Raw genomic sequence first — 16,857 nt, 5'->3', positions numbered from 1 at the left:
GTTTATTTGCTGGCGGCGGTGTTGCCTGCAGCTTCTGGCGAGGCGGCGGGCTTGTCCGCCGCGGGTGCCTCAGCCTGGGGCGCTGCCCCGGCTGCGGGAGCCGCTGGCGCTGCCGCCTTGTCGCTCGGGTTCTTCCATGGCACCGGCGTGACGTGTGTCGCGCCCATGCCCAGCTTGATGAAGCCATCGACCATGACCTGGTCGCCCGCCTTGAGGCCTTCGCTGACCACCCAGTTCGTGCCCTTGGACTGGCTGATCTGCACCGGCCGTGGGCTGACCGAGCCATCGGCAGCGACGACCATCACGATGTTGCCCTTTTCATTGCGGGTGACGGCCTGCTGGGGCACCAGCACGGCGTTTTCCACTTGGGCTTCCTGGATGTGCACACGCACATACATGCCCGGCAGCAGCAGGTTTTCGGGGTTGGGCAGCTCGGCGCGCACACTCACCTGGCCGGTGGCAGGGTCCACCGTCAGATCGGTGAACAGCAGCTTGCCGGGGTGGGCATAGGGCTTGCCGTCGTCGGTGTAGACGATGACCTTGGCGGCGTTGTCACCGGCCTTGGCCAGCTTGCCGGACTTGAGGGCCTCCCGCATGCGCAGGATGTCGGACGACGACTGCGTCACGTTCACATACAGCGGGTTGATCTGCTGAATCACGGCCAGTTCGGTCACACCGCTTTGGCCCACCAGCGCGCCTTCGGTCACCAAAGAGCGGCCAATGCGGCCGGAGATCGGAGCCGTCACCGAGGCATAGCCCAGGTTGATGTTGGCATTGGTGACTGCAGCTTTGCCGGCCGCGACCTGGGCCTGTGCTGCCTTTTCGTTGGCGACGGCAACGTCGTATTCCTGCTTGCTGATGGCGTTGGCTTCGACCAGGGGCTTGTAGCGGCGGGCGGTGGATGCCGCCTGGGCCAGCGTAGCCTGGGCCTGGGCCAGAGTCGCCTGTGCGCTTTCCAAGTTGGCCCGGTAGGGCGCATTATCGATCTGGAACAGCACCTGGCCGGCCTTGACGTCCGAGCCTTCGGTGAACAGACGCTTTTGCAATATGCCCGCTACGCGCGCGCCGACCTGGGCGACGCGGACGGGCTCCAGGCGACCGGGCAGGTCGGAGACCACGGGAATGCTCTCCAGCTTCACCGTCAGAACGCTGACCTCAGGCGGCTTGGGCGCGCCTCCTTGTGGGGCTGCGTGTTCGTCTTTCTTGTTGCCGCAGGCGGTCAAGACCAGGGCAGCGACCAGCGTCAGGGCCAGCACGCCGGTTTTGCGGCGTGGGCTGGTAGCGGCTGGGCGGTTCCCGGTAGATTGGTTTGCTTCATACATCTGCTGCATGAAAGTCCCTTCGGTAGATGAGAAATGGTAAAGATGGAGAACCCGGAGGTTCCTCTAGGGCTTGTCTCACATCCGGGCGCGGATGATCCTCAATTCCCATGAAATTGCTGCGCGATTATACATACATGCGCAAATGTATAATTGTCGAAATTTGATAAATAACGCATGGCCTTTGGGTTGACAAACAGGGGTCATGTGCTTGCAAGAACGGAATACACGCGATGGCCCGACGTACCAAAGCAGAGGCAGATGAGACCCGCATCAAGCTGCTGGATGCGGCAGAACAGGTGTTCTTTGAGAAAGGCGTTGCGCGCGCCTCACTCAACGAAATCGCCCAGCGGGCAGGTGCGACCCGCGGGGCGGTGTACTGGCACTTCAAAGACAAGGTCGATGTGTTTTCATCGATGCTCGATCGCATTTGCATGCCCTTCGAGGAAATTTGTGATGACAAATACGGTGACCTCGCACCGCTGGACCGCATTCGCCGGTCCATCTATGCGGTGTTCGACAGTATGGATGGGGATGAACGCCGCCGCAAGGTATTTGACACGGCGCTGTTCAAGCTCGAATACGTCGGTGAGCTAGAGAGTGTGCGCGAAGGCCATGTCGAGAGTTTTGCCTGCTCGCAGCGCAAATTTGCCGCGGATCTGGAAGAGGCCGCCAGCCGGGACCGGGTGCAGATGCAGATGACGCCCCAGGAGGCGGCGCTGGGCTTGCACTCCCTGTTTGTGGGGCTGATCCATGGCTGGGTGCTCAATGAAGGCAACTTTCCGCTGCGCAGCATGGGTGAAAAAGCGGTCGAAGCCTATCTGGCAGGCCTGGGCTTTGGCCCCGGCAAGCTGCCTGCGGGTGCCTGAAGGCTGGTGGTGCCGGCAACAGGTGCGATGCCGCGCGACAACTGAACGGCCAGGGCATCCAAGCCATGCCATAATCTGCGGGTTGATCTGCAGCGCCTGGCGTCTGCAGCTTGTGCGGCTGTAGCTCAGTGGATAGAGTATTGGCCTCCGAAGCCAAGGGTCGTGGGTTCGATCCCCGCCAGCCGCACCAACGCCTTCTTTGTGCGCTGCCAGAGCAGCGCCAACCCGCCTGTGGAGCCGCAGTGCGGGTTTTTTGTTGCCTGGTGCCTGATGCCTATTGGGTGCTGCTGGTGTGCGGTTGTTGGGTTGCCCGGCTGCAGATGGGGCTGCATTCTGCGGAGGGAGGCGTTGCGCAGCGGTGGCTACCAGGCCTTTGCGTGTCGCTGGTTGGGCATTGCTATGTGTCTCTGCAGGTATTAAAGAGGAAAGAGGCCCCATGTGCGCCATCGCTGCGACGGATCGCACAGCTTTCGCACGATTTTTTGAAAAAACCTGGCCGATTCGTCTGAGGCACTCAAAAACCGCCTACAATATGCAGCTTAGCGGCTGTAGCTCAGCTGGATAGAGTACTTGGCTACGAACCAAGGGGTCGTGGGTTCGATTCCTGCCAGCCGCACCAGTTAAGAGCCTCGAGATTCAGGTCTCGGGGCTTTTTATATAGAGTGAAGCATTGTTTTCGGGTTTGTTCGGGTTGCGTCCCTTGAAGAAATTTGCGAGAAATCGGAAGTTTCTAAAAACAGCCAAAAATGATGCTACAATCTAGTTCTTCTTCGGAGGGGTGCCCGAGTGGCTAAAGGGGGCAGACTGTAAATCTGTTGGCTTACGCCTACACTGGTTCGAATCCAGTCCCCTCCACCAGAAATGGTTGAAGAAGAAAGCTTTGCAGCAATTGCGCTTCTGGCGCGGTTGATGCGGGAGTAGTTCAATGGTAGAACCCTAGCCTTCCAAGCTAATGACGCGGGTTCGATTCCCGTCTCCCGCTCCAGTCTGCAGTAAAGCGATCCTGTTGCAATTTGAAAAAATTGCCCATGTGGCTCAGTGGTAGAGCACCCCCTTGGTAAGGGGGAGGTCGGCAGTTCGATCCTGCCCATGGGCACCATATTTAAGTGCGCACGGTTCTTGTTGCGCTATATCCCATTAGGTTTAGGTTTTTTCGGAGTCTAGAATGGCAAAAGGAAAATTCGAGCGCACCAAGCCGCACGTGAACGTGGGCACCATTGGTCACGTGGACCACGGCAAGACCACGCTGACGGCTGCTATCGCAACCGTGCTGTCTGCCAAGTTCGGCGGCGAAGCCAAGAAGTACGACGAAATCGACGCTGCTCCTGAAGAAAAGGCACGCGGCATCACCATCAATACCGCACACGTTGAGTACGAAACGGCTAACCGCCACTACGCTCACGTGGACTGCCCAGGTCACGCCGACTATGTGAAGAACATGATCACCGGCGCTGCCCAGATGGACGGCGCTATTCTGGTGTGCTCGGCTGCTGACGGCCCCATGCCCCAGACCCGTGAACACATCCTGCTGGCTCGCCAGGTGGGCGTGCCTTACATCATCGTGTTCCTGAACAAGTGCGACATGGTGGATGACGAAGAGCTGCTGGAGCTGGTGGAAATGGAAGTCCGCGAACTGCTGGACAAGTACGATTTCCCAGGTGACGACACCCCCATCATCCGCGGCTCGGCTAAGCTGGCTCTGGAAGGCGACCAATCCGACAAGGGTGAACCCGCTATCCTGCGTCTGGCTGAAGCGCTGGACACCTACATCCCAACGCCAGAGCGCGCTGTGGACGGTGCTTTCCTGATGCCCGTGGAAGACGTGTTCTCCATCTCCGGTCGTGGTACCGTGGTGACCGGCCGTATCGAGCGCGGTATCATCAAGGTCGGCGAAGAAATCGAAATCGTCGGTATCAAGGACACCGTCAAGACCACCGTGACCGGCGTGGAAATGTTCCGCAAGCTGCTGGACCAAGGTCAAGCTGGTGACAACGTTGGCCTGCTGCTGCGCGGCACCAAGCGTGAAGACGTGGAGCGTGGCCAAGTGCTGTGCAAGCCTAACTCGATCAAGCCACACACTCACTTCACCGCTGAAGTGTATGTGCTGAGCAAGGACGAAGGCGGCCGCCACACCCCCTTCTTCAACAACTACCGTCCTCAGTTCTACTTCCGTACCACGGACGTGACCGGCGCCATCGAGCTGCCAGCTGACAAGGAAATGGTGATGCCTGGCGATAACGTGTCGATCACCGTCAAGCTGATCAACCCCATCGCTATGGAAGAAGGTCTGCGTTTCGCTATTCGCGAAGGCGGCCGTACCGTGGGCGCTGGCGTGGTTGCCAAGATCATTGCGTAAGTATTGATTTCGTAGGGGTATAGCTCAATTGGCAGAGCGTCGGTCTCCAAAACCGAAGGTTGTAGGTTCGATTCCTACTGCCCCTGCCACTGAATAAGTGGTCAACCAAGCCCGCCTGATTACAAGGCGGGCTTCGGCGTCTTGAGTGATGCCTATTTTCATCTCTGAATTGTCGACATGGCTGCTACACAAGTTGAAACTGTTAGTTCTGGTGCGGACAAGCTCAAGCTGTTCGCCGTAGCTGCATTGGTCATAGCTGGTATCGCCGGCTTTTACCTGTTGGCCAAACAAGGTGCGATTGCCCAGTGGGCCGTGCTGATTGTGGCTCTCATTGCGGCTGTCACCGTTTTTCTGGTGTCTGAACCAGGTAAGCAATTTGTTGGTTTTGCCAAGGACTCCTGGCGTGAAGTCAAGAAGGTTGTTTGGCCTTCGCGTAAAGAGACGCTGCAGATGACCGCCTACGTGTTCGCGTTTGTGGTCATCATGTCTTTGTTCTTGTGGATGACTGATAAAACGCTGGAATGGGTCTTGTATGACCTGGTTCTGGGCTGGAGGAAGTAATGTCGAACACGGACGAAACAACCAACACAGGCGCTGAGGCGCCTATGAGTGCTGCTAATCCCGATCTGCGCTGGTACATCGTGCATGCCTACTCGGGCATGGAGAAGGCCGTCGAGCGCAATATCCTGGAGCGCATTCACCGCTCGGACATGCAAAGCAAGTTCGGTCGCATCCTGGTGCCTACCGAGGAAGTGGTGGAAGTGCGCAATGGTCAGAAGAAGACCACCGAGCGCCGCCTGTTCCCCGGTTATGTGTTCGTCGAGATGGTCATGGATGACGACACTTGGCACTTGGTCAAGCACACCAGCAAGGTGACGGGTTTTGTGGGCGGTGCCAAGAACCGTCCGGCACCCATCTCCGAAGCAGAAGTTCAGAAGATCGTTCTGCAGATGGAAGAAGGCTCGGACAAGCCACGCCACAAGATCGAATTCACGGTGGGTGAATTCATCCGCGTCAAGGAAGGTCCGTTCACGGACTTCAACGGATCTGTCGAAGAAGTAAACTACGAAAAGAGTCGACTTCGCGTTTCTGTTATGATCTTTGGCCGTTCAACTCCGGTTGAGCTGGAATTTGCGCAGGTCGAAAAAACCTGATTCATTTTCATGCACTTACGGACTCGGTGCCTAAACAGAGTCTTAACCCCCGGGGAGCCCGCGCTATGCAGTGCGGGCGTTTTTACCCGTAAGGAGCTATAAATGGCAAAGAAAATTGTCGGCTTCATCAAGCTGCAAGTGCCAGCTGGTAAAGCCAATCCATCGCCACCCATTGGTCCAGCGCTGGGTCAACGTGGTCTCAACATCATGGAATTCTGCAAGGCGTTCAACGCCCAGACCCAAGGTGTCGAGCCAGGTCTGCCACTGCCTGTGGTGATCACCGCTTTTGCGGACAAGAGCTTCACGTTCGTCATCAAGACCCCGCCCGCAACGGTGCTGATCAAGAAGGCGATCAAGCTGGACAAGGGCTCTTCGAACCCTCTGGCCACGAAGGTCGGCAAGATCACCCGCGCTCAGCTGGAAGAGATCGCCAAGACCAAGCTGAAGGACATGAACGCTGCTGACGTTGACGCCGCTGTGCGCACGCTGGCTGGTTCCGCCCGTTCGATGGGCGTTACGGTGGAGGGCCTCTAAGATGGCAAAGTTGACCAAGAAGCAAAAGGCCCTGCAAGGCAAGGTGGACACCACCAAGCTGTACGCATTCGCTGATGCAGTTGCAATCGTCAAGGACGCAGCAACGGCCAAGTTCGACGAATCCATCGACGTGGCTATCCAGCTGGGCGTGGACGCCAAGAAGTCGGATCAAGTGGTTCGTGGCGCTGTCGTGCTGCCTAACGGCACCGGCAAGACCACCCGCGTGGCCGTGTTCGCACAAGGCGCCAAGGCTGAAGAAGCCAAGGCCGCTGGTGCCGATATCGTGGGTATGGACGAGCTGGCCGCGATGGTCAAGGCTGGTGACATGCCTTTCGACATCGTGATCGCTGCGCCTGACGCCATGCGTATCGTTGGTACCCTGGGTCAAATCCTGGGCCCACGTGGTCTGATGCCTAACCCCAAGGTGGGCACCGTGACTCCCGACGTCGCTACGGCTGTGAAGAACGCCAAGGCAGGTCAGGTGCAGTTCCGCGTTGACAAGGCTGGTATCGTTCACTCGACCATCGGCCGCCGCTCGTTCGAGAACGACAAGCTGCAAGGCAACCTGGCAGCCCTGATCGACGCTCTGAACAAGGCAAAGCCAGCTACCAGCAAGGGTCTGTACCTGCGCAAGGTGGCGGTGTCGTCGACGATGGGTATCGGCGTGCGCGTCGATGCACAGACCATCGCAGCGTAATTGCTAAAAAAATCGTCAGGCAGGTGCTTGCACCTGTCTGGTGTGGTGGGCTGGCAAGGGGTTTTGAAAAAGACGCCATGCCAGGCCATCCAAGACCGTTGGTGTGATTCGATCACTTAAATCTTTTTGCCAACGCAGATGGCGATCCCGCTGCAGATGGATGAATTTCCAAAACAGTTGGTCGCTGCAACAAGAGCGCGCAGGTGGAGTTCGCTCCTAATGCGCATTTGAAGGAGTAGACCTTGAGTCTGAATCGCAGTGAGAAAGAAGCGGTCATCAATGAAGTGACCAGCCTCGCCGCTAAAGCTCAAACGCTTGTGTTCGCGGAATACCGCGGCATCACGGTCGCTGACATGACGAAGCTGCGTGTGGAAGCACGCAAGCAAGGCGTGACGCTGAGTGTTCTGAAGAACACCCTGGCTCGTCGCGCTGTTGCTGGTAGCAGCTTTGAAGTGGTCGCTGACCAGATGACCGGCCCGCTGATCTACGGTTTCTCTGAAGATGCAATCGCCGCTGCCAAGGTAGTGGCCGATTTCGCGAAGACCAACGACAAGTTGGTGATTCGCGGTGGTGCATTCGAAGGAAAGGCGTTGGACGCTAACAGCGTTAAGCAACTGGCAAGCGTGCCTTCCAAGGAAGTGCTGCTGGCCCAATTGTGTGGCTTGCTCATGTCGCCAATCTCGCGTACGGCCGTTGTGCTGGGCGCATTGGCGGCCAAAAAGGGCGAAGGCGCGGAAGTCGCCGAAGTCGCTGCAGCTTAAGCGCGGCAAAACCAACCGATATATTTAGGAAATCAAAATGGCATTCGATAAAGACGCATTCTTGACCTCCCTGGACAGCATGACTGTTCTGGAACTGAACGACCTGGTCAAGGCAATTGAAGAGAAGTTTGGCGTGAGCGCTGCTGCTATGGCCGCTCCTGCTGCTGGTGGTGGCGGTGCCGCTGCTGCTGCTGAAGAAAAGACCGAGTTCAACCTGGTGCTGCTGGAAGCCGGCGCTAACAAGGTTGGCGTGATCAAGGCCGTGCGTGAAATCACCGGTCTGGGTCTGAAGGAAGCCAAGGACATGGTCGACGGCGCTCCTAAGGTTCTGAAGGAAGCTATGCCTAAGGCTGACGCTGAAGCCGCTGCTAAGAAGCTGGTGGACGCTGGTGCAAAGGCCGAACTCAAGTAATTGAGGGCTTTTTCAAGGCTGGAGTACCCGAAAAGGTGCTCCAGCCTTTGGCGCTTCTGGAATATCGTTCGCTAGAGCACACCAAAAACTGGCTGTTGATGGCTGATTTTTAGTGTTTTCTAACATCCGACACTAGAAAACCCCTTGGTTCGGGTGGTGTGCAATGCACCACCGTCTGCCATGGTTGGTAGTGGCCAACCCACCAAGCTGCAACCCCCTCGCGGGGGTGTCGTCGAAGACCCAGGACTCATGTCTTTGCCCGGAGATCTCATGGCCTATTCTTACACCGAACGCAAGCGAATCCGCAAAAGTTTCGGCAGCCGCGATAGCGTGCTCGAAGTGCCTTACCTGCTGCAAATGCAAAAAGATGCTTACACCGCATTTTTGCAAGCAGACTCGGCCCCCAAAAAGCGTACTGATGAAGGCTTGCAAGCTGCCTTCAACTCGGCTTTCCCCATCGTCTCGCACAACGGTTTTGTGGAGATGAAGTTTGTCGAGTACAACCTCGCCAGGCCCGCTTTCGACGTGCGCGAATGCCAGACCCGTGGTCTGACCTTCTCGTCCGCTGTGCGTGCCAAGGTGCAGTTGATTATCTATGACCGTGAATCCTCCACGCCCCAATCCAAGGTGGTCAAGGAAGTGAAGGAGCAGGAAGTCTACATGGGCGAAGTGCCCCTGATGACGGACAAAGGTTCATTCATCGTCAACGGCACCGAGCGCGTGATCGTCTCGCAGCTGCACCGCTCGCCAGGCGTGTTCTTTGAACACGACAAGGGCAAGACGCACAGCTCGGGCAAGTTGCTGTTCTCGGCTCGCATCATCCCTTACCGCGGCTCCTGGCTGGACTTCGAGTTCGACCCCAAGGACCTGCTGTTCTTCCGTGTGGACCGCCGCCGCAAGATGCCGGTGTCGATTCTGCTCAAGGCCATCGGCATGACGCCCGAGTCCATCCTGGCGACGTTCTACGAGAACGACAACTTCCGCCTGATGGACAGCGGCGCGCAAATGGAATTTGTGGCTGACCGCCTCAAGGGTGAAGTCGCGCGCTTTGACATTACCGACAAGTCGGGCAAGGTCGTCGTCGCCAAGGACAAGCGCATCACCGCGCGCCACACCCGCGAGATGGAGCAATCGGGCACCAAGTTCATCAGCGTGCCTGAAGACTTCCTGCTCGGCCGCGTCGCTGCCAAGAACATCGTTGACCCTGACACCGGTGAAATCATCGCCAAGGCCAACGAAGAGATGACCGAAGCGCTGCTCAAGAAGCTGCGCGCAGCTGGCATCCAGGATCTGGCTTGCATCTACACGAACGAGCTGAGCCACGGCGCCTACATCTCGCAGACCCTGCGCACCGATGAAACCGCTGACGAGTTCGCTGCACGCGTTGCCATCTACCGCATGATGCGCCCTGGTGAGCCTCCCACCGAGGACGCCGTGCAGGCGCTGTTCCAGCGTTTGTTCTACAACGAAGACACCTACGATCTGTCGCGTGTCGGCCGTATGAAGTTCAACGCCAAGATCGGCCGCGACACCGCGATCGGCCCCATGGTGCTGTCCAACGAAGACATCCTCGAAGTCGTGAAGATCCTGGTGGATCTGCGCAACGGCAAGGGTGAAGTCGATGACATCGACCACTTGGGCAACCGCCGCGTGCGTTGCGTGGGCGAGCTGGCCGAAAACCAGTACCGCACCGGTCTGGCACGTATCGAAAAGGCTGTGAAGGAGCGTCTGGGCCAGGCTGAGCAAGAGCCCCTGATGCCGCACGACCTGATCAACAGCAAGCCGATCTCGGCCGCCCTGAAGGAATTCTTCGGCGCCTCGCAGCTGTCGCAGTTCATGGACCAGACCAACCCCCTGGCTGAAATCACGCACAAGCGCCGTGTTTCCGCTCTGGGCCCAGGCGGTCTGACTCGCGAACGTGCAGGCTTCGAAGTGCGTGACGTGCACGTGACCCACTACGGCCGCGTCTGCCCGATCGAAACGCCTGAAGGTCCCAACATTGGTCTGATCAACTCGCTGGCTCTGTACGCGCGTCTGAACGAGTACGGTTTCATCGAAACCCCTTACCGTCGCGTGATCGATGGCAAGGTGACCGACCAGATGGACTACCTGTCGGCCATCGAAGAAGGCAAGTACGTGATCGCGCAGGCCAATGCCGAGCTCGACGCCGAAGGCCGCCTCACCGGTGACCTGGTCTCTGCCCGTGAAAACGGTGAATCGACCCTGCTGTCCGCCGAGCGCGTGCAATACATGGACGTGTCGCCCGCACAGATCGTGTCGGTGGCTGCGTCGCTGATTCCGTTCCTCGAGCACGATGACGCGAACCGCGCATTGATGGGTGCCAACATGTCGCGCCAGGCCGTGCCTGTGCTGCGCCCTGAAAAGCCCATGGTTGGTACCGGTATCGAGCGCGTTGCAGCGGTCGACTCGGGCACCGTCGTGACGGCTACCCGTGGCGGTATCGTCGATTACGTGGACGCGACCCGTATCGTGATCCGTGTGAACGACGAAGAAGCTGTGGCCGGTGAAGTGGGTGTGGACATCTACAACCTCATCAAGTACCAGCGTTCCAACCAGAACACCAACATCCACCAGCGTCCCGTGGTTCGCCGCGGCGACAAGCTGGCCAAGGGTGACGTGATTGCCGACGGTGCATCGACCGACCTGGGCGAAATCGCCATTGGTCAGAACATGCTGATCGCCTTCATGACCTGGAACGGCTACAACTTCGAAGACTCGATCCTGATCTCCGAACGCGTGGTGGCTGAAGACCGCTACACCTCGATCCACATCGAGGAGCTGGTGGTGATGGCCCGTGACACCAAGCTGGGTGCCGAGGAAATCACACGCGACATCCCGAACCTGTCCGAGCAGCAACTCAACCGTCTGGACGAGTCCGGCATCATCTACGTGGGTGCAGAAGTGCAGCCCGGGGATGTGCTGGTGGGCAAGGTCACGCCAAAGGGCGAGACCACGCTGACCCCAGAAGAGAAGCTGCTGCGCGCCATCTTCGGTGAGAAGGCGTCCGATGTGAAGGACACCTCGCTGCGCGTGGACCAGGGCTCGCAAGGTACCGTGATCGATGTGCAGGTCTTCACCCGTGAAGGCATCACGCGCGACAAGCGCGCCCAGCAGATCATCGACGACGAACTCAAGCGTTTCCGTCTGGACCTGAACGACCAGCTGCGTATTGTGGAAGCCGATGCGTTTGACCGTATCGCCAAGCTGCTCAACGGCCGCGTGGCCAATGGCGGCCCACAAAAGCTGGCCAAGGGCACCAAGATCGACAAGGCCTATCTGGACGGCGTGGAGAAGTTCCACTGGTTCGATATCCGCCCTGCCGAAGACGACGTCGCCGCGCAGCTGGAGTCCATCAAGAACTCCATCGAGCAGCAACGCCACAACTTCGACCTGGCTTTCGAAGAAAAGCGCAAGAAGCTCACGCAAGGCGACGAGCTGCCCGCTGGCGTGCTCAAGATGGTCAAGGTCTACCTGGCCGTCAAGCGCCGTCTGCAGCCTGGCGACAAGATGGCCGGCCGTCACGGTAACAAGGGTGTGGTCTCCAAGATCGTGCCGGTGGAAGACATGCCTTTCATGGCCGATGGCACCACCGCCGACATCGTGCTGAACCCGCTGGGCGTGCCTTCGCGCATGAACATCGGTCAGGTGCTCGAAGTCCACCTGGGCTGGGCCGGCAAGGGCCTGGGCCAGCGTATCGGTGACATGCTGCAGGCCGAAGCCCGTGCCACTGAAGTGCGCTCCTTCCTCGAAGAGGTGTACAACAGCCGCGGTCGCAAGGAAGACCTCAAGCAACTGTCCGATGACCAGATCATGTTCATGGCGGAGAACCTGAAGAACGGCGTGCCTTTCGCAACGCCGGTGTTTGACGGTGCTTCCGAGCAGGAAATCAAGGACATGCTCAAGCTGGCGTACCCGGATGACATCCAGGCACGCAAGGGTCTGACCGAGCCACGCACGCAGGCCTACCTGTATGACGGCCGCACCGGTGAGCGCTTCGAGCGCCCCACCACGATCGGCTACATGCACTACCTGAAGCTGCACCACTTGGTCGATGACAAGATGCACGCCCGCTCCACCGGTCCTTACTCGCTGGTGACGCAACAACCTCTGGGCGGTAAGGCCCAGTTCGGTGGTCAGCGTTTCGGTGAAATGGAAGTGTGGGCGCTGGAAGCCTATGGCGCCGCTTATGTGCTGCAGGAAATGCTGACCGTGAAGTCCGATGACGTGGTGGGCCGTACCAAGGTGTACGAATCCATCGTCAAGGGCGAACACGCTATCGAAGCCGGCATGCCGGAGTCGTTCAATGTGCTGGTCAAGGAAATCCGTTCCCTGGGCCTGGACATCGAACTGGAACGTTCTTAATTGAAGGGGGAAAGAGTCTATGAAATCGCTACTCGACCTGTTCAAACAATTCACGCCTGATGAGCATTTCGATGCCATCAAAATCGGCCTGGCTTCGCCCGAAAAGATCCGTTCGTGGTCTTTCGGTGAAGTGAAGAAGCCCGAGACCATCAACTACCGTACCTTCAAGCCCGAGCGCGATGGTCTGTTCTGCGCCAAGATCTTTGGCCCGATCAAGGACTACGAATGCCTGTGCGGCAAGTACAAGCGCTTGAAGCACCGCGGTGTGATCTGCGAGAAGTGCGGCGTTGAAGTCACGCAGACCAAGGTGCGCCGCGAACGCATGGGTCACATCGACCTGGCCGCGCCTTGCGCCCATATCTGGTTCCTCAAGTCCCTGCCATCGCGCCTGGGCCTGGTGCTGGACATGACCCTGCGCGACATCGAGCGCGTGCTGTACTTCGAAGCCTATGTGGTGACCGACCCCGGCATGACCCCGCTGAAGAAGTTCAGCATCATGTCGGAAGACGAGTACGACAAGAACGTCGAAGAGTATGGTGATGAATTCGTGGCCAAGATGGGCGCCGAAGGCATCAAGGACCTGCTCGAAGGCATCGAGATCGACGCGGAAATCGAGCGCCTGCGCAACGACCTGACCGGCTCCGAAGTCAAGGTCAAGAAGAATGCCAAGCGCCTGAAGCTGCTCGAAGCGTTCAAGAAGTCCGGCATCAAGCCCGGTTGGATGGTGATGGAAGTGCTGCCTGTGCTGCCTCCCGATCTGCGTCCGCTGGTGCCGCTGGATGGCGGCCGCTTTGCGACCTCCGACCTGAACGACCTGTACCGCCGCGTCATCAACCGTAACTCGCGTCTGCGCCGCCTGCTGGAGCTCAAGGCCCCAGAGATCATTGCCCGCAATGAAAAGCGCATGCTGCAAGAAGCGGTCGACTCGCTGCTGGACAACGGCCGCCGTGGCAAGGCCATGACCGGCGCGAACAAGCGTGCCCTCAAGTCGCTGGCCGACATGATCAAGGGTAAGAGCGGTCGTTTCCGTCAGAACTTGCTGGGTAAGCGCGTCGACTACTCCGGTCGTTCCGTGATTACCGTGGGCCCAACGCTCAAGCTGCACCAGTGCGGTCTGCCCAAGCTGATGGCGCTGGAGCTGTTCAAGCCTTTCATCTTCGCGCAGCTCGAAGCGCGTGGCATCGCCACGACCATCAAGGCCGCCAAGAAGGAAGTGGAAACCGGCACCCCCGTGGTGTGGGACATCCTGGAAGAGGTGATTCGCGAGCATCCGATCATGCTCAACCGTGCGCCTACGCTGCACCGTCTGGGTATTCAGGCGTTCGAGCCTATCCTGATCGAAGGCAAGGCCCTGCAACTGCACCCGTTGGTTTGCGCGGCATTCAACGCTGACTTCGACGGTGACCAGATGGCTGTTCACGTGCCGCTGTCGGTGGAAGCACAGATGGAAGCCCGCACCCTGATGCTGGCCTCCAACAACGTGCTGTTCCCCGCTTCGGGCGAACCCTCGATCGTTCCTTCTCAGGACGTGGTGCTGGGCCTGTACCAGGCCACCCGTGAGCGGATCAACGGCAAGGGCGAAGGCATGGTGTTCTCCGACATCGGCGAAGTGCAACGCGCACTGGATGCCGAGCAGGTCGAGCGCGCCACCAAGATCAGCGTGCGTCTGACCGAGTGGAACAAGAACAAGGCCTCGGGTGAGTTCGAGCCGACGACCAAGCTGGTGGAAACCACCGTGGGCCGCGCGCTGCTGTCCGAGATTCTGCCCAAGGGTATGCCTTTCTCTTCGATCAACAAGACGTTGAAGAAGAAGGAAATCTCCAAGCTGATCAACATCTCGTTCCGCAAGTGTGGCTTGAAGGAAACCGTGGTGTTCGCCGACAAGCTGCTGCAAAACGGCTTCCGTCTGGCAACGCGCTCCGGTATCTCGATCGCCATTGGCGACATGCTGGTGCCACCGCAAAAGGCCGAGATCATCGCCCGCTCCGAAGCGGAAGTGAAGGAAATCGAGCAGCAGTACGTCTCCGGTCTGGTGACGGCTGGCGAGCGCTACAACAAGGTGGTGGACATCTGGGGCAAGGCCGGTGACGAAGTCTCCAAGGTCATGATGGCCCAGCTGGCCAAGGAAAAGGTCATTGACCGCCATGGCAACGAAGTCGATCAGGAATCGTTCAACGCGATTTACATGATGGCCGACTCCGGCGCCCGTGGCTCGGCCGCACAGATCCGCCAGCTGGCAGGTATGCGTGGTCTGATGGCCAAGCCCGATGGCTCGATCATTGAGACGCCTATTACCGCGAACTTCCGCGAAGGCCTCAACGTGTTGCAGTACTTCATCTCCACCCACGGTGCCCGTAAGGGTCTGGCCGATACGGCGCTGAAGACGGCTAACTCCGGTTACCTGACGCGTCGTCTGGTGGACGTGACGCAGGACTTGGTGATCACCGAGCTCGACTGCGGCACGCACAACGGCACCTTGATGCGCGCTGTGGTGGAAGGCGGTGAAGTGATCGAATCGCTGCGCGACCGTATCCTCGGCCGTACCGCTGCGGACGAAGTGCTGCACCCCGAAACCCGCGCGGTGCTGGCCAAGGCCGGCGACCTGCTGGACGAAGACCTGATCGAAGATCTGGAAGCGGCTGGCGTGGACGAAGTGAAGGTGCGCACCGCACTGACCTGCGAAACCCGCTTTGGTCTGTGCGCTACCTGCTACGGCCGCGACCTGGGCCGTGGCGGCATGATCAACCTCGGCGAAGCCGTCGGTGTGATCGCTGCCCAGTCGATCGGTGAGCCTGGCACGCAGCTGACCATGCGTACGTTCCACATCGGTGGTGCGGCTTCGCGTGCGGCTGTGGCCTCCAGCGTGGAAGCCAAGTCCAACGGTATCGTGGGTTTCAACCCACAGATGCGCTATGTGACCAACAACAAGGGCGAACTGGTTGTGATTTCCCGCTCCGGCGAAATCGTGATCCAGGACGAGTACGGCCGCGAGCGCGAGCGTCACAAGATGCCTTACGGCGCTATCTTGTCGATCAAGCCTGATCAACAGATCAAGGCGGGCACCGTGCTGGCCAACTGGGATCCGCTGACCCGACCCATCATTACCGAATACGCCGGTCAGGTGAAGTTCGAGAATGTGGAAGAAGGTCTGACCGTGGCCAAGCAGGTCGACGAAGTGACCGGTCTGTCCACCCTGGTGGTGATCGATCCGAAGCACCGTGGTTCTGCCAAGGTGGTGCGTCCGCAGGTCAAGCTGGCGGATGCCAACGGCCAGGAAGTCAAGATTCCTGGTACCGACCACGCGGTGACGATCGGCTTCCAGGTCGGCGCTCTGCTGCAGGTGCGTGATGGCCAGGAAGTGGGCCCCGGCGAAGTGCTGGCCCGTATTCCTATGGAAGGCCAGAAGACCCGCGACATTACCGGTGGTCTGCCACGTGTGGCCGAGCTGTTCGAAGCCCGTACGCCGAAGGACAAGGGCGCGCTGGCCGAGATGACCGGTACCGTGTCCTACGGTAAGGAAACCAAGGGCAAGGTGCGCCTGCAGATCACCGATCTGGAAGGCAAGGTCTGGGAAGAGCTGGTTCCAAAGGAACGCAACATCCTGGTGCACGAAGGCCAGGTGGTCAACAAGGGCGAGCTGATCGTCGACGGCCCAGCCGATCCGCAGGACATCCTGCGTCTGCTGGGTATCGAAGAGCTGTCGCGCTACATCGTTGACGAAGTGCAGGACGTGTACCGCTTGCAAGGCGTGAAGATCAACGACAAGCACATCGAGGTGATCGTTCGCCAGATGCTGCGCCGCGTGGTCATCGAAGCCCCAGGTGATACCTCCTACATCCAGGGTGAGCAGGTCGAGCGCTCCGAAGTGCTCAACACCAACGAAGCTGCACAGCGCGATGGCAAGATCCCAGCGGTCTACTCCAACGTGTTGCTGGGTATTACCAAGGCTTCGCTGTCGACCGACTCCTTCATCTCGGCCGCTTCCTTCCAGGAAACGACCCGCGTGCTGACCGAGGCTGCCATCATGGGCAAGCGCGACGAGCTGCGTGGCCTGAAGGAAAACGTCATCGTGGGTCGTCTGATCCCCGCTGGTACCGGTCTGGCTTACCACCAGGCACGCAAGGCCAAGGACGAGATGGACGAGGCCGAGCGCCGCGCCATCGCCGATGCAGAAGCGGCCGATCTGGCCGGTGTGTCGGAAGAAGCGGTGGCCGCTGCCGACAGCGCTGCAGACCCTGCTGCTGACTAAGCCGCCAATCCCTGACCGATACCTATCGGTCAGGTTGGGCTGAGCAAGACCCGTAATTTCGCGCCGCGGAATTACGGGTTTTTTAATGCCTGGCAGCCCGGCTGCTGACGCGCCCTGATGATG

The 16,857-nt window shown here is 59.1% G+C and carries 11 protein-coding genes and 6 tRNA genes; 16 read left to right on the top strand and 1 reads right to left on the bottom strand.

Annotated features, from left to right (window positions below):
* Positions 1-2: 2 nt before the first annotated feature.
* Positions 3-1,331: an efflux RND transporter periplasmic adaptor subunit gene (locus N4T19_RS14615; RefSeq protein ID WP_409935114.1), complete on the bottom strand. Its 1,329-nt coding sequence runs from the start codon at positions 1,329-1,331 to the stop codon at positions 3-5.
* 221 nt (positions 1,332-1,552) lie between these two features.
* Between N4T19_RS14615 and N4T19_RS14610 the strand changes: the two genes are divergently transcribed.
* The 16 genes from N4T19_RS14610 (at position 1,553) to rpoC (ending at position 16,734) form a co-directional block, all read left to right on the top strand.
* Complete coding sequence (locus tag N4T19_RS14610; RefSeq protein ID WP_116926847.1) at positions 1,553-2,188, top strand: TetR family transcriptional regulator; 636 nt, start codon at positions 1,553-1,555, stop codon at positions 2,186-2,188.
* 114 nt (positions 2,189-2,302) lie between these two features.
* Positions 2,303-2,378, top strand: a tRNA-Arg gene (locus N4T19_RS14605).
* A gap of 352 nt (positions 2,379-2,730) precedes the next feature.
* A tRNA-Arg gene (locus N4T19_RS14600) sits at positions 2,731-2,807 on the top strand.
* 153 nt (positions 2,808-2,960) lie between these two features.
* Positions 2,961-3,046 (top strand) — tRNA-Tyr (locus tag N4T19_RS14595).
* Between the two features lie 53 nt (positions 3,047-3,099).
* Positions 3,100-3,173 (top strand) — tRNA-Gly (locus N4T19_RS14590).
* Positions 3,174-3,212: 39 nt separating this feature from the next.
* Positions 3,213-3,287: transfer RNA gene (locus N4T19_RS14585), tRNA-Thr, on the top strand.
* Positions 3,288-3,353: 66 nt separating this feature from the next.
* The gene (tuf, locus tag N4T19_RS14580; protein ID WP_116926819.1) at positions 3,354-4,544 is read left to right on the top strand and encodes an elongation factor Tu; all 1,191 of its coding nucleotides are present in this window, start codon (positions 3,354-3,356) and stop codon (positions 4,542-4,544) included.
* Between the two features lie 13 nt (positions 4,545-4,557).
* Positions 4,558-4,633, top strand: a tRNA-Trp gene (locus N4T19_RS14575).
* 88 nt (positions 4,634-4,721) lie between these two features.
* Positions 4,722-5,105 carry a preprotein translocase subunit SecE gene (gene secE / locus N4T19_RS14570; RefSeq protein ID WP_021025391.1) on the top strand — a complete coding sequence of 128 codons (384 nt, stop codon included), beginning with the start codon at positions 4,722-4,724 and terminating at the stop codon, positions 5,103-5,105.
* Positions 5,105-5,698: a transcription termination/antitermination protein NusG gene (gene nusG / locus N4T19_RS14565; RefSeq protein ID WP_021025390.1), complete on the top strand. Its 594-nt coding sequence runs from the start codon at positions 5,105-5,107 to the stop codon at positions 5,696-5,698. The genes secE and nusG overlap by 1 nt, the downstream gene beginning before the upstream one ends.
* A 102-nt stretch (positions 5,699-5,800) precedes the next feature.
* Positions 5,801-6,232, top strand: coding sequence for a 50S ribosomal protein L11 (gene rplK / locus N4T19_RS14560; protein ID WP_021025389.1), 432 nt, complete (start codon positions 5,801-5,803; stop codon positions 6,230-6,232).
* Position 6,233: 1 nt separating this feature from the next.
* Positions 6,234-6,929, top strand: a complete 696-nt coding sequence (rplA, locus tag N4T19_RS14555; RefSeq protein WP_021025388.1) for a 50S ribosomal protein L1 — start codon at positions 6,234-6,236, stop codon at positions 6,927-6,929.
* Positions 6,930-7,171: 242 nt separating this feature from the next.
* Positions 7,172-7,690 (top strand): 50S ribosomal protein L10, encoded by a 519-nt coding sequence (gene rplJ, locus N4T19_RS14550; RefSeq protein ID WP_021025387.1) that lies wholly within the window; start codon positions 7,172-7,174, stop codon positions 7,688-7,690.
* A 37-nt stretch (positions 7,691-7,727) separates the two neighbouring features.
* Positions 7,728-8,102, top strand: a complete 375-nt coding sequence (gene rplL, locus N4T19_RS14545) for a 50S ribosomal protein L7/L12 (RefSeq protein ID WP_021025386.1) — start codon at positions 7,728-7,730, stop codon at positions 8,100-8,102.
* A gap of 270 nt (positions 8,103-8,372) precedes the next feature.
* Positions 8,373-12,485 (top strand): DNA-directed RNA polymerase subunit beta, encoded by a 4,113-nt coding sequence (gene rpoB, locus N4T19_RS14540; RefSeq protein ID WP_116927794.1) that lies wholly within the window; start codon positions 8,373-8,375, stop codon positions 12,483-12,485.
* A gap of 19 nt (positions 12,486-12,504) precedes the next feature.
* Positions 12,505-16,734 carry a DNA-directed RNA polymerase subunit beta' gene (gene rpoC / locus N4T19_RS14535; protein ID WP_260718399.1) on the top strand — a complete coding sequence of 1,410 codons (4,230 nt, stop codon included), beginning with the start codon at positions 12,505-12,507 and terminating at the stop codon, positions 16,732-16,734.
* The last annotated feature ends 123 nt before the right edge of the window (positions 16,735-16,857 follow it).

This window comes from Comamonas squillarum, from assembly GCF_025309455.1.
Taxonomy (GTDB): domain Bacteria; phylum Pseudomonadota; class Gammaproteobacteria; order Burkholderiales; family Burkholderiaceae_C; genus Comamonas; species Comamonas squillarum.
This window is presented reverse-complemented; position numbering and strand designations above follow the sequence as displayed.

Bases quoted from the DNA above. Each gene is read 5' to 3' on its own strand.
- N4T19_RS14615 (WP_409935114.1), bottom strand. From the start codon at position 1,331: ATGCAGCAGATGTATGAAGCAAACCAATCTACCGGGAACCGCCCAGCC.
- N4T19_RS14610 (WP_116926847.1), top strand. From the start codon at position 1,553: ATGGCCCGACGTACCAAAGCAGAGGCAGATGAGACCCGCATCAAGCTG.
- tuf (WP_116926819.1), top strand. From the start codon at position 3,354: ATGGCAAAAGGAAAATTCGAGCGCACCAAGCCGCACGTGAACGTGGGC.
- secE (WP_021025391.1), top strand. From the start codon at position 4,722: ATGGCTGCTACACAAGTTGAAACTGTTAGTTCTGGTGCGGACAAGCTC.
- nusG (WP_021025390.1), top strand. From the start codon at position 5,105: ATGTCGAACACGGACGAAACAACCAACACAGGCGCTGAGGCGCCTATG.
- rplK (WP_021025389.1), top strand. From the start codon at position 5,801: ATGGCAAAGAAAATTGTCGGCTTCATCAAGCTGCAAGTGCCAGCTGGT.
- rplA (WP_021025388.1), top strand. From the start codon at position 6,234: ATGGCAAAGTTGACCAAGAAGCAAAAGGCCCTGCAAGGCAAGGTGGAC.
- rplL (WP_021025386.1), top strand. From the start codon at position 7,728: ATGGCATTCGATAAAGACGCATTCTTGACCTCCCTGGACAGCATGACT.
- rpoB (WP_116927794.1), top strand. From the start codon at position 8,373: ATGGCCTATTCTTACACCGAACGCAAGCGAATCCGCAAAAGTTTCGGC.
- rpoC (WP_260718399.1), top strand. From the start codon at position 12,505: ATGAAATCGCTACTCGACCTGTTCAAACAATTCACGCCTGATGAGCAT.